This window comes from Chitinophaga sp. 01L420 (assembly GCF_056399985.1).
Window position 1 is genome coordinate 1 of the sequence record NZ_JBFTSK010000090.1, and the last position, 11,912, is coordinate 11,912.

Below are 11,912 nucleotides of genomic sequence, written 5' to 3' on the forward strand. Positions count from 1 at the left end.
GGCAGTGGCGATGTAACACTGACCGGCAATATCACCGCTGGTGCAGGCAATGCCATCAACATACAGATTAGCGGTAAAATTAATCCTGGCTTTATTGGTAGTATTACGAATACAGCAAGTGCAACAGATGCGAATAATAATACGGTGAACGGAACGGCTACTACACAGGTAAGCGCACGTTCGCAATTAAGTATTACCAAAACGGGTGACGCCCAGGTGAAAGCAGGTGATCCGGTTCATTATGTGATCATTGCCACTAACGCCGGACCTTCCGGTGCAGCTGGTATAAGCATCACAGATGCGGTGCCGGCAACTGTTGGCAATGTAACCTGGACTGCAGTAGCGAATGGTACTTCACAAATCATTGGTGCTGCCACCGGCAGCGGTAATAATGTAACGGTGAGTGGTAACCTGGATGCCGGCAGCAGCAATACAATACAGGTAAATGTTACAGGAGTAATTCCTGCAGATGCTACTGTTACATCTGTTTCCAACATTGCTATATTAAAACAAGGTACGGCACCACCAATTCCTACTCAGCCGGTCATCACTGTTGTGGTACCAGCAGTTAAAACGCTGGATCTGTCGATTACCAAAACAGGTCCGTCTACGATCCGTGAAAATGATTCAATTACTTATGTGTTGGTGGCGAATAATGCGGGTCCTGCTGCAGGAGATGGCGCAGTTATTACAGACATTCTACCGGCCAGTATACAAGGTGCGTATGCCGTAGTGAGTGCTACTACCGGCGGTGCTGCCAATATACAGCTCAGCAACACGGGCAATGTGATACGGGCTACGGCAGGTACATTCCCTGCAGGAGCAAGCATCACTATCACCGTAAGGGGTAAGGTGCTGGCAACAGCGCAGCTGCGCAACCAGGCCATTATCGCTGCACCAGCTGGTGTAACGGATCCTAACCAGGAAAATAATACCAGCGTATCGGTGGTTACAAATGTAGAAGCATCACCAACGGCAGATCTGCAGGTGAAGAAAGAATTGCAGAATACTACGCCGCTGCAGGTAGGAGGCAAGGCCGCCTTTGCGATTACACTGAACAACGCAGGACCGTTTACAGCCTCCCGCATCGTAGTAAGAGATACACTGAACAGCAACCTCGATATCATCAACGGATTTGATGCCAGTGCGGGTGAAGTAACGTATGATCCTGGCACTAAAATAATAGTGTGGACACTGGATAGTCTGCAACTCACGCAAACGGCTACACTGAAATACACCACCCGTGTTACCAATATCGGTGCTGTGATAAACAGTGCCACCGTTTCCTCGTCGTTGCCGGATCCGGATGTGTCTAATAACAGGGCTACCAGTCAGGTAGTCACCGTAACAGGCGATGATATCCTCATTCCAAATGTGATCACTCCGAATGGAGATGGTAAAAATGACAAGCTGATTATTATTGGTATCTCCAGGTATCCTAATTCTTCTTTATTCATCTATAACCGTTGGGGTAACCAGGTGTACCAGTCGAAGAATTATCAGAATGAGTGGGATGGAAAAGACCTGAATGAAGGGACCTATTATTATATCCTTAAACTGAATACACCGGAAGGCGAAAGGTCTTATAAAGGATGGATTGAATTACTGAGATAAGGTTTTCATTTAAACAGAGAACTGGTTATGAAAAGGATAATCCTACTATGGGTGAGCTGCGTTTGCTGGCTGCCCGGGCTGGCGCAGCAAAATCTGCAGTTTAGCCAGTATGTATTTAACGGCTTGAGTGTAAATCCTGCTTATGCCGGATACAAACAGGATTGGTATATGAATGCGATTTACCGGCATCAGTGGGTGAGTTTTCCGGGTGCCCCGCAAACAGCCGGTATTTCCATTGATGGACTCACCAATGCACATGATGAAAGGGTAGGAGTAGGTGCCCAGGTAATGATGGATAACCTGGGACCTGAGAAGTCTTTATCGGCCTACGGATTTTATTCTTACCGTATACCTTTGGGAGATGAAGGCACAAAACGTTTGTGTCTGGGCATCGGGGGAGGCATCACGCAATATAGTATTGATGGTACTGCATTGAAATATATCGATGACCTGGATAATGCTATTCCGTTGGGAAATACATCTACCATCGTTCCGGATGCGAGGTTTGGTATTTATTACTACACACCTAAATTTTATGCCGGCGTTTCTGTGATGGACCTCCTCTCTTTGTATACCGATAATACCCGCTACTATTGGGGTGGATACAATTATAAAACTATCCGTAAAACGCAGCACCTGTATTTAACAGCGGGCTATCTGCTCAATTTATCTGACAATCTGAAGCTGAAGCCGTCTATATTAATGAAGGAAGATTTTAAAKGTCCTACTAACGTAGACCTGAATGCCTTCCTGTTGATTGCGGATAAGCTCTGGGTAGGAGGCTCTTACAGAACAGGGATGAAATTATGGAAGAAGCCTGCCCTGGAGGATAACCTGGAACAGCTGGATGCTGCCAGTGTAATCGTGGAGTTTTACGCTACACAACAGCTACGCATTGGTTATTCCTACGATATTACTATTAATAAGATGGCAGGTTATCAGCAGGGATCACATGAAATTTCACTGGGGTTCCTGTTTAATAGCAAGAAGGCAAGGGTGACTAGTCCAAGATATTTTTAAGGGTTAGCAGTTAAAAAGGCGGATAACTTGTTTATCCGCCTTTTAACACAATATTTGGTTTATAAAATAAACTAGTTTACATTTGACGGGAATTTAATCCCTAAGTATGTCAAGATTCAACCTTTATCTATATCTGCTCATTTGTGTTCCAATGTTTTCATTGGCGCAAAGTAAAATCAGCGGTAAGGTAACAGATAATAAAAAGCGTCCCCTGACGGGCGTAAACATCGCCATAAAAGGCTCCTATGATGGGGCTACTACAGGAGCAGATGGCTCCTTTTCCTTTACTACCACCACCACCGGAGATCACCTGTTATCAGCTACCCTGACCGGGTACCAGTTATTGGAATTGCAGGTTAATACCAGCACCGATCAGCAACTGAATATCGTACTCAGAAGCGATGTAAATGCCTTGCGGGTGGTGACGATATCAGCCGGCAGTTTTGAGGCCAGTGATGATAAGAAAGGTAAGGTATTGAAACCACTGGACATTGTTACTACTGCGGGTGCAGGCGCAGATATCGTGAATGCCATCAAAACATTACCCGGTGCCCAACAAACAAACGACCGCGAAGGCTTATTTGTACGCGGTGGTACTGGTTATGAAACGCAGACACTGATAGATGGTATGTTGGTAAGGAATCCTTTTTCCAGCAGCTTACCGGATATTCCGGGTCGTGGCCGTTTTTCTCCTTTCCTTTTTAAAGGAACCACGTTCAGCAGTGGCGGCTATTCCGCCCAATACGGACAGGGCTTATCTTCTGCCCTGATCCTGGAATCAGTGGACTTACCGGATCGTTCATCTTCCTCGGTAGGGGTGTCTGTAATTGGCGTAAATGCCGGCGTGGATAACCTGTCGAGAGATAAAAAAACATCTTATGGTGTTGAGGCCGACTATACTAACCTCGCCCCGTATTTCAATATTTTTAAGCCCAAACAGTCGCCCAATCTGGGACCTGAGATTATCGGTACTTCCGCTAACTTCCGCCATAAAACATCCAGAACCGGGATGCTCAAATTTTATGGCTACGGCAACTGGACTAAAATGGGCTTCAATAAAAATAGCCTGGAGTATCCGGGATATACCGAATCATTTAAGCTACATAACAATAACGTCTATACGAATCTTACCTGGCGTGAAAACATAGGACACGACTGGCATTTATACATAGGTGCGTCTTTCAGTTCCAATACCGATAATATCAATGCAGACACGTTGCTGAAAAACCAGCAGCCTACGCTGATCAGGGTGCAGTCGGACCTCAGCCAGACGAAGCTGATGCTGTATAAAAACCTGGGCCGCTTTTCCGTAGTGCGGTTTGGCGCAGAATACCAGTATGCTGTAGAGAAATCTGCCTTCAATGGCAACAATGCCAATTATGTGGACAACTATACTGCTGCCTTTGCAGAAGGTGATATTTACTTTACACCCAGTTTTGTAGGACGTGTAGGCGGTCGTGCAGAGTATTCTTCTGTATTGGGTAAAATGGATTTCGCTCCCCGTGTATCACTGGCCTATAAAATGAATAACTATAGCCAGTTTTCAGTAGCCTACGGTGATTATTATCAGAAGCCGGAACCACAGTATCTCCGCTTTGATAAGTATCTCGGCTATATGAAAGCCACCCACTATATTGTGAGCTATCAAAGAGTTGCCACTGACTACACTTTCCGTACAGAAGTATTCTACAAAAAATACAACGACCTCGTTAAAACAGTACCTACTTACAATAACAATGGTAGCGGCTATGCACAGGGAGTAGAAGTTTTCTGGCGTGACCGTAAAACCTTTAAAAATGTGGATTACTGGATCTCTTATTCTTATCTGGATACGAAGCGTGATTACCTGAATTATCCTTACCGGGTAATGCCTGATTTTGCCGCCAATCATACTGCCAGCCTGGTGTTCAAGCGTTTCTTTCCCAAGCTTGCCACTAACCTGGGTTTAACATATACATTTGCTACCGGTCGTCCTTATTACAATCCGAACCTGCCGCAGGACAAATTTATGTCTGAAAAAACGATCAGCTACAACGCAATAGGTGTAAGCGCCAGTTATCTGACTACTATCCGGAAAGCATTCACCATCTTTGTTTTATCGGTTAGCAATGCACCAGGAAACAAACAGGTGTTTGGCTATCACTATTCCACCGATGGATTGCGCCGGGATGAAATTACGCCCAATGTGCCACGATTTATTTTCCTGGGTATGTTTATGAACTTCGGTATAGACAGAAGACAGGATGTTATTAATAACCTCTAATTACAACATATATGAAACGTATCTTTCTTGCTCTTTTATTTACCGGTAGTCTGACTACCGCTGCCATGGCCCAAAGCGCCCAGTACCAGGATGCAATGGCTAAACAAACTGCTGATCTGGATAGCAGCAGCACTTTTACCCCGGATGGGTTACAACAGAAAAGCAACACTTTCGAACGCATTGCCGATGCGGAAAAAGTTCAATGGCTGCCCTATTATTATGCTGCTTACATGCAGGTAATGCAGGCTTTTACACTGAAAGATAAAAGTCAGATAGATCCGTTGGCAGATAAGGCCGAAGCAAACCTGGATAAGGCAGATGCACTGAGCCCTAAAAATTCAGAAATAGCCTGCGTCCGTTCACTTGTAGCTACTGCCAGACTTACGGTAGATCCAATGAGCAGGGGCATGAAGTATGGTGCAGAAGCAGCTTCGCAGCTGGAACAAGCTAAAGGACTGAACCCGGAAAATCCGCGTGTGTACATGTTACAAGGACAGTCTTTGTTATTCACACCTGAACAATTTGGTGGGAGTAAGGCCAAGGCGAAAACTACTTTTGAGCTGGCACTGGAAAAGTTTGCCGCCTTCAAGCCGGAAAGCAACATTGCACCGCATTGGGGAGAGGCATATACCCGTAAGCTGTTAGAAGCTGCCCAGAAATAATTTGAAATTTTATTATTTAGATATTTGGTTATTTTGTTTCCATTGTATGTAAATCATTGAAAACAAAATAGCTAAGTATCTGAATAGCTATCAGAAAATCATGCTCATGGACTTTAAAGATCTGGATCCGGTATTACATTCGCAATTGCGGCTGGCTATTATGTCAGTATTGATCAGCGAACAGGAAGCGGAATTCACGTTGCTGAAAGAGAAAACAAATGCTACAGCAGGCAATCTGAGTGTACAGATTAATAAATTACGTGATGCCGGGTATATAACGGTAGTGAAGCAGTTTAAAGAAAATTATCCGCAAACCATTTGTAAAATAACTCCCACTGGCAAGAAAGCCTTTGAGAATTATGTTACTTCCATTCAATCATACCTGAACGCTGGGAAGCGGTAAGCAAAAGGCGTAAAGTAAGAGAAGCGAATGAACGGAACAGTTATACTGTTGCTTTCATTCGCTTCTTTCGTTTATAAGGTATGTTTTCTTTTATGTTTATTCCGATGCCAGTTCCGTTTTCTTCAGTGGATTCCGGGTATTGTCTGCATAGCGTTCCCGTTGTTCCAGTATTTCCAGACAGGTGAAGATGGCTTGTCTGAAGGAGTCTGGATCTGCCAGGTTTTTACCGGCAATATCGAAAGCGGTGCCATGGTCAGGGGAGGTACGCACCACGCCCAGTCCGGCAGTATAGTTGATACCATTGCCGCTGGCCAGTGATTTAAATGGAATGAGGCCCTGGTCGTGATACATCGCCAGTACACCATCAAACTGTTTAAACATTTCACGTGCAAAAAAGGCATCGGCGCTATAAGGTCCGTAACACAGGATGCCATTACCTTTGGCATGTCTGATAGCGGGTATAATCTGATCTATTTCTTCGCGGCCTATCAGGCCGTCATCACCAGCATGAGGATTCAGTCCCAATACGGCAATACGGGGTTGATCAATACCGAAATCTTTTACGAGGCTGTCTTTCATCAGCTGTAATTTACCCAGGATATTCTCCTTGGTAACATATTTTGCCACATCCGCTAACGGCACATGTTCTGTGAGCAGGCCCACACGCATGTTATCAGCGGTCATAAACATCAGTACATCTTTAGCATTGAAGGCATCCCGCAGGTAAGGGGTGTGGCCCGTATAGTTAAAGGTGGTGCTTTGTATATTGTTTTTGTGAATAGGAGCGGTTACCAGTCCGTTGATGTAGCCTTCCTGCATACATTTGATGGCTACTTCCAGTGCCCGGGCAGCGTATTTACCACCGGTTTCATTCAGTACACCCGGTGTGATCTGTACTTCTTCTTCCCAGCAGTTATACACGTTTACCTGCTTATGATTCAGGCGGGTAAAATCTTTGATGCTCTGGTAATTGAAGTTGTTTTCATTCATCAGCTTCCGGTAAAAGTTGATGGTTTTGTTGGATGYAAAAATCACCGGCGTGCAAAACTCCATCATACGTGCATCCATGAACGTTTTGATGATAATTTCTGCGCCAATGCTGTTGATATCGCCAATGGTGATACCTATTACCGGTTTGTTGATCTGGGTGGTACTCATGCTGTATTGCCTCAATGAGGGGCAAATATAACCAATTAGCTGTTAGCTTTTAGCTATTAGCTTTTAGTAAATGCAGCGGATAACATATTATATTAATCTTCGCTGCATTTACTAAAAGCTAATAGCTAAAAGCTAGCAGCTAAAAAGCTATCTTTGCAGCTCTGATGTATACACTAAAAAAATCTCTCGGCCAGCATTTCCTTATAGATGAAAACATCTCCAGGAAAATTGTAGAGTCGTTACCTGTAAACGAAGGCCAGCAAGTGCTGGAAGTGGGCCCCGGCGGGGGCGCCATTACAAAATACCTGTTACAGCTGCCAGGCATTCAATTTAAAGCCATAGAGCTGGATAGGGAAAAGGTACAATTCCTGGAAAAGACTTACCCGGAGATCCAGGGTAAGCTGATCAATGAAAGTATCCTGGATGCCGCATTGCCGTTTGAAGGCCCTTTTCGCCTGATTGGTAACTTCCCCTACAACATCTCCACACAGATCATGTTCAAATTGCTTGAATGGCGTTCCGAGGTGGATGTGGTGGTAGGTATGTTCCAGAAGGAAGTTGCACAGCGTATTGCGGCCTCCCATGGCAACAAGGAATATGGTATTCTCAGCGTGTTGTTGCAGGCATATTATAAGATAGAATATTTATTTGAAGTACATGAAAATAGCTTCAATCCGCCGCCGAAAGTGAAATCTGCCGTGATCCGCCTTACCCGGCTGGAGCAACCGGTAGATATTGCCTCTGAGCGCAAATTTTTCGTACTGGTGAAAACCGCCTTCGGGCAGCGACGCAAGCAATTGCGTAATCCGCTGAAGACGATGTTTGATAAGGAACTGTTAGCGCAGGATCCCATCTTTACAAAAAGAGCTGAAGAATTGAGTGTGGCTGATTTTGCAGCATTATCCCATAAGATGATATGAGCAGGAAAGTATTAGTTACGGCGAAAACACATCCGTATTTAGTTGAACAGCTGGAAAACAAAGGATTTGAAGTAATCTACCAGCCGTCTATTTCTTATGACGAAGTATACAGTACCATCAGCGATTGCGTAGGCCTGATTGTTACCACCCGTATCCGGGTAGATAAACATATCATTGACCATGCGCCGGCGCTGCAGTGGATAGGTCGTCTGGGTTCCGGTATGGAACTGATTGATGTGCCTTATGCAGAGAGCAAGGGTATTCATTGTGCCAGCAGCCCTGAAGGCAACCGGGATGCGGTAGGAGAACAGGCCGTGGGCATGTTGCTTTGCCTGCTGAACAATGTGTTGAGAAGCAGTCTGGAGCTACGGGCTGGCATCTGGGAGCGTGACGGCAACCGGGGCTATGAGTTGAATGGCAAAACAGTAGGGATTATAGGCTATGGTAATACAGGCAGCACCTTCGCGCATAAGTTGCAGGGTTTTGACGTGAATATCCTGGCTTATGATAAATATAAGACCGGTTTTGGTACGGCCGCTGTGAAAGAGGCCACCATGGAGGAAATATTCCGGGATGCGGATGTAGTGAGTATACACCTGCCTTTGACGGCGGAAACGAAGCATCTGGCCAATGCGGCCTTTTTTGCTTCCTTTGCCCGGCCGGTATGGTTTCTGAATACAGCGAGAGGCAAGCTTGTGAATAACCCGGACCTGATTGCTGCGCTGGAAAGTGGTGTGGTGGCAGGTGCCTGTCTGGATGTACTGGAAAACGAAAAATTAGAGACATATAACGAAGAAGAAAAGGCACAATTAGCGTGGTTATTGAAAGCGTCTAATGTGATAGTAACCCCACATATTGCAGGTTACTCTCATCAGGCGAGTATTAAGATGGCGCGCATTGTATTAGAGAAATTAAACATTTTATAAACCTGTCAAGCAGGAACTGAATTTCGGGATAAATGATTGATTTTCAATTTATTTAATCCCGAAATAAGGCCCTTTTTTCTTTATAGGAAATTCATTATATTTGCGATAATACCAGTAAACAACGCTTCTGTGCAAATGGAGGCGTTGATTTTTTTTTCTTATAACCAAAAAAACACAACAGGTTATGTCTGGCATAAATTACGTTACGAAAGAAACCCTGGATCTGATGATGAGCGAACTGACCCAACTTAAAACCAAGGGTCGGGCCGAAATTGCACGTGCTATTTCAGAAGCAAGAGAAAAGGGTGACTTGAAGGAAAATGCCGAATATGATGCCGCTAAAGAAGCGCAAGGTTTACACGAAGCGAAGATTGCTACGTTGGAAAATGCGATTGCTGTTTCACGTATAGTGAGTGCAGATGCGATTGATACCTCTAAAGTATCTATCCTGTGTAAGGTAACCATTACAAATGTGGCTAATAAAAAGACGGTTACTTACCAGATAGTTTCGGAAACGGAGGCTGATCTCAAGGCTGGCAAAATTTCAGTAACTTCTCCCATTGGCAAAGGCTTACTGGGAAAGCATGTAGGTGAAGTGGCGGAGGTGCAGGCACCTAACGGACAGGTTAAATTCAAGATTGATAATATAACTGCATAAGCGCTACTGGCACTTTTTCATGATATTTGTATGGGTTGCATTCATTTGCAACCCTTTTTATTTTACATTGGCACTAAGAAATTAATATTATGAACCCTTTCATGAAAATTATCAAAGGTGAGATTCCGAGCTATAAAATAGCGGAGAACGAACATTTTTATGCTTTCCTGGATATTTTCCCGTTGGTAAAAGGACATACCCTGGTCATCTCTAAAACGGAAACGGATAAGTTTTTTGATGTGTCGGATGACCTGCTGAAAGAGTGGTTGTTGTTTGCCAAACCTATTGCACATGCTATAGAAAAAGTGATTCCCTGTAATCGTATAGGCGTAAGTGTGGTAGGACTGGAAGTTCCGCATGCACATATGCATCTGATACCGATTAACTCGGCAGAGGATATGAATTTTTCCCGCAGTAAGCTGAAGCTGTCTCCGGAAGAGTTTAAGGAGATACAGGCGCAAATTATAGCCGCCTTATAGTTGTATTACCTGGCAGGGGGAATATTAAACCGGAAACCCACACCATGCACCGTTTCCAGTTTGATTTGTGGATCTGATTTGAAATGTTTCCGCAGTTTGGTAATAAATACGTCCATACTGCGTCCGAGGAAGTAGTCATCTTTTCCCCATACATTAGAAAGTATATCTTCTCTTTTGAGTGTTTTATTGGGATTATTACAGAAGTATTTCAGCAGGTCCGCTTCTTTCTGGGTCACGGAAATGGATACATCTCCATTGGTCGTGTACAGGCGGAGGTCTTCATAGTCGAAGGTAAGTTGACCAATGGTAAAGAGACTTGACTTGTCTTTACTACGGCCCATGGTTCGTTTGAGGAAGACTTCAATGCGGAGTATCAGTTCCTGCATACTGAAAGGTTTGCTGATATAGTCATCCGCACCTGTTTGGAGACCAGCTATTCTGTCTTCTTTTTCATTTTTGGAAGTGAGGAATAATATAGGAACGTGATCATTGAGTTCGCGGATTTGTTGTGCCAGTTGTAGACCGTCTTTTTTGGGCATCATTACATCCAGTAAGCAAATATCGAATGAGCGTACCTGGAACTGCTCCCATGCTGCCTGGCCGTCTATACTGTGCACTACATCATAACCCGCTTCTTCCAATCGTTTTTTCGTAACCGCACCAATATTTTGATCATCTTCCACCAATAGGATTCTTGCTTTCATATCTGCCTGATGCTGATTAATATAAAAAAGCTTGTTATATAACTTGCGTATAACAAATGATGGTCACTTTTCATAGTTAAGCTGTTATCCCGGCGCATGGCCGTTAGCTTTAAATGGGTTGCTGAATTTCAACCAAAGTAACTACAATTTACGGATTTATGAAATAACCTTTTACGGGTTATTTTTTATCTGGCGATCCTTTCGGGGTGCTGTTGCAGGAACTTCTCCCAGCCTTTTGCTTTACTGATACCTGCGAGCGGACTGCTTTCCTGGTAAAAGTGGCAGACAGCTACGGCGAGGGCATCGGTAGCATCAAGGTAATCAGGGCGTTCGGCAAGACTGAGGATACGTTGCAGCATCAGCCATACCTGCTCTTTATCCGCATTACCGTTCCCGGTAACAGATTGTTTTACTTTTTTGGGGGAATACTCAGTAACGGCCAAGCCTCCCTGTATGGCAGCAGCAATGGCTACTCCCTGGGCACGTCCGAGTTTAAGCATACTTTGTACGTTTTTGCCAAAAAATGGGGCTTCAATAGCAAAACTGGTTGGTTTATGCTGTTGAATAAGATCCTGTACCCTGGAGTGAATCAGCTGTAATCGTTCGTAGTGATCTTTGAGTTTGGATAGTTTTAGTACGTCCATTTCTATGAGACTGGCCTTTTTTCCTTCGATAAGTATAAGCCCATAGCCCATTACGAGGGTACCGGGGTCAATGCCGAGAATTATTTTTGACTTGTTTGCCAACCACAGTTTATTTTTGCCAAAATTTTACTATCTGAACAAAAGTACCAAAATAATTCTCAATTACTTATTAGGAGCGGGGCTTTTTACCTGGCTGGCGTACTCTATCTATTCGCAATTGATTCACCGGGACAACCTGCAGTTGTCGCTCGGTCATATGTGGGGGACCCTGCAGGAGAAAGGCTGGGTGGGCATCTTCCTGGTAATGGTACTGATGCTTTTTAACTGGGGGCTGGAAGCCCGCAAGTGGCAAAGGCTGGTGGCGCCACTGGAGGAAGTTTCTTTTTTGAGAGCATTCAGTGCTATTCTTTCAGGCGTGTCGTTGTCTATTAATACCCCAAATCGTGTAGGCGAGTACGGTG

At 44.4% G+C, this 11,912-nt stretch carries 13 protein-coding genes; 10 read left to right on the top strand and 3 right to left on the bottom strand.

Annotated elements, in window-relative coordinates:
- From AC1DP6_RS35680 to AC1DP6_RS35700, 5 genes are all read left to right on the top strand, one after another.
- A partial coding sequence (locus AC1DP6_RS35680; RefSeq protein WP_477059174.1) for a T9SS type B sorting domain-containing protein occupies positions 1 to 1,614 on the top strand: 1,614 nt, incomplete at its 5' end.
- A 27-nt stretch (positions 1,615 to 1,641) separates the two neighbouring features.
- Positions 1,642 to 2,634 carry a PorP/SprF family type IX secretion system membrane protein gene (locus tag AC1DP6_RS35685; RefSeq protein ID WP_477059175.1) on the top strand — a complete coding sequence of 331 codons (993 nt, stop codon included), beginning with the start codon at positions 1,642 to 1,644 and terminating at the stop codon, positions 2,632 to 2,634.
- 106 nt (positions 2,635 to 2,740) lie between these two features.
- The gene (locus AC1DP6_RS35690) at positions 2,741 to 4,897 is read left to right on the top strand and encodes a TonB-dependent receptor (RefSeq protein ID WP_477059176.1); all 2,157 of its coding nucleotides are present in this window, start codon (positions 2,741 to 2,743) and stop codon (positions 4,895 to 4,897) included.
- A gap of 11 nt (positions 4,898 to 4,908) precedes the next feature.
- Positions 4,909 to 5,559, top strand: coding sequence for a hypothetical protein (locus AC1DP6_RS35695; RefSeq protein WP_477027043.1), 651 nt, complete (start codon positions 4,909 to 4,911; stop codon positions 5,557 to 5,559).
- 106 nt (positions 5,560 to 5,665) lie between these two features.
- A complete protein-coding gene (locus AC1DP6_RS35700) occupies positions 5,666 to 5,962 on the top strand; it encodes a winged helix-turn-helix domain-containing protein (RefSeq protein ID WP_441576480.1) in 297 nt (98 codons plus the stop codon).
- A gap of 96 nt (positions 5,963 to 6,058) precedes the next feature.
- Here the strand turns inward: AC1DP6_RS35700 and pdxA are convergent, their stop codons facing one another.
- Positions 6,059 to 7,120, bottom strand: coding sequence for a 4-hydroxythreonine-4-phosphate dehydrogenase PdxA (gene pdxA / locus AC1DP6_RS35705; RefSeq protein WP_477059177.1), 1,062 nt, complete (start codon positions 7,118 to 7,120; stop codon positions 6,059 to 6,061).
- Positions 7,121 to 7,284: 164 nt separating this feature from the next.
- Here pdxA and rsmA point away from each other — a divergent pair, with 164 nt between their 5' ends.
- The 4 genes from rsmA (at position 7,285) to AC1DP6_RS35725 (ending at position 10,103) form a co-directional block, all read left to right on the top strand.
- Positions 7,285 to 8,040 carry a 16S rRNA (adenine(1518)-N(6)/adenine(1519)-N(6))-dimethyltransferase RsmA gene (gene rsmA / locus AC1DP6_RS35710; protein WP_477059178.1) on the top strand — a complete coding sequence of 252 codons (756 nt, stop codon included), beginning with the start codon at positions 7,285 to 7,287 and terminating at the stop codon, positions 8,038 to 8,040.
- A complete protein-coding gene (locus AC1DP6_RS35715) occupies positions 8,037 to 8,966 on the top strand; it encodes an NAD(P)-dependent oxidoreductase (RefSeq protein WP_477059179.1) in 930 nt (309 codons plus the stop codon). The genes rsmA and AC1DP6_RS35715 overlap by 4 nt, the downstream gene beginning before the upstream one ends.
- 184 nt (positions 8,967 to 9,150) lie before the next feature.
- Positions 9,151 to 9,624 (top strand): transcription elongation factor GreA, encoded by a 474-nt coding sequence (greA, locus tag AC1DP6_RS35720; RefSeq protein ID WP_441576484.1) that lies wholly within the window; start codon positions 9,151 to 9,153, stop codon positions 9,622 to 9,624.
- 101 nt (positions 9,625 to 9,725) lie between these two features.
- On the top strand, positions 9,726 to 10,103 hold the full coding sequence (locus AC1DP6_RS35725) for an HIT family protein (RefSeq protein WP_477059180.1): 378 nt from the start codon (positions 9,726 to 9,728) through the stop codon (positions 10,101 to 10,103).
- Between the two features lie 5 nt (positions 10,104 to 10,108).
- Here AC1DP6_RS35725 and AC1DP6_RS35730 read toward each other — a convergent pair whose 3' ends face one another.
- A complete protein-coding gene (locus AC1DP6_RS35730; RefSeq protein WP_441576486.1) occupies positions 10,109 to 10,807 on the bottom strand; it encodes a response regulator transcription factor in 699 nt (232 codons plus the stop codon).
- Positions 10,808 to 10,992: 185 nt separating this feature from the next.
- Complete coding sequence (gene ruvC, locus AC1DP6_RS35735; RefSeq protein ID WP_441576487.1) at positions 10,993 to 11,553, bottom strand: crossover junction endodeoxyribonuclease RuvC; 561 nt, start codon at positions 11,551 to 11,553, stop codon at positions 10,993 to 10,995.
- 13 nt (positions 11,554 to 11,566) lie between these two features.
- Between ruvC and AC1DP6_RS35740 the strand changes: the two genes are divergently transcribed.
- Positions 11,567 to 11,912, top strand: a 346-nt coding sequence (locus tag AC1DP6_RS35740) for a hypothetical protein (protein ID WP_477059181.1), incomplete at its 3' end; no start/stop codon positions are given.

Coding starts and splice junctions, on each gene's coding strand:
- rsmA (WP_477059178.1), top strand. CDS start 7,285: ATGTATACACTAAAAAAATCTCTCGGCCAGCATTTCCTTATAGATGAA.
- AC1DP6_RS35695 (WP_477027043.1), top strand. CDS start 4,909: ATGAAACGTATCTTTCTTGCTCTTTTATTTACCGGTAGTCTGACTACC.
- AC1DP6_RS35730 (WP_441576486.1), bottom strand. CDS start 10,807: ATGAAAGCAAGAATCCTATTGGTGGAAGATGATCAAAATATTGGTGCG.
- AC1DP6_RS35715 (WP_477059179.1), top strand. CDS start 8,037: ATGAGCAGGAAAGTATTAGTTACGGCGAAAACACATCCGTATTTAGTT.
- AC1DP6_RS35725 (WP_477059180.1), top strand. CDS start 9,726: ATGAAAATTATCAAAGGTGAGATTCCGAGCTATAAAATAGCGGAGAAC.
- AC1DP6_RS35690 (WP_477059176.1), top strand. CDS start 2,741: ATGTCAAGATTCAACCTTTATCTATATCTGCTCATTTGTGTTCCAATG.
- AC1DP6_RS35700 (WP_441576480.1), top strand. CDS start 5,666: ATGGACTTTAAAGATCTGGATCCGGTATTACATTCGCAATTGCGGCTG.
- greA (WP_441576484.1), top strand. CDS start 9,151: ATGTCTGGCATAAATTACGTTACGAAAGAAACCCTGGATCTGATGATG.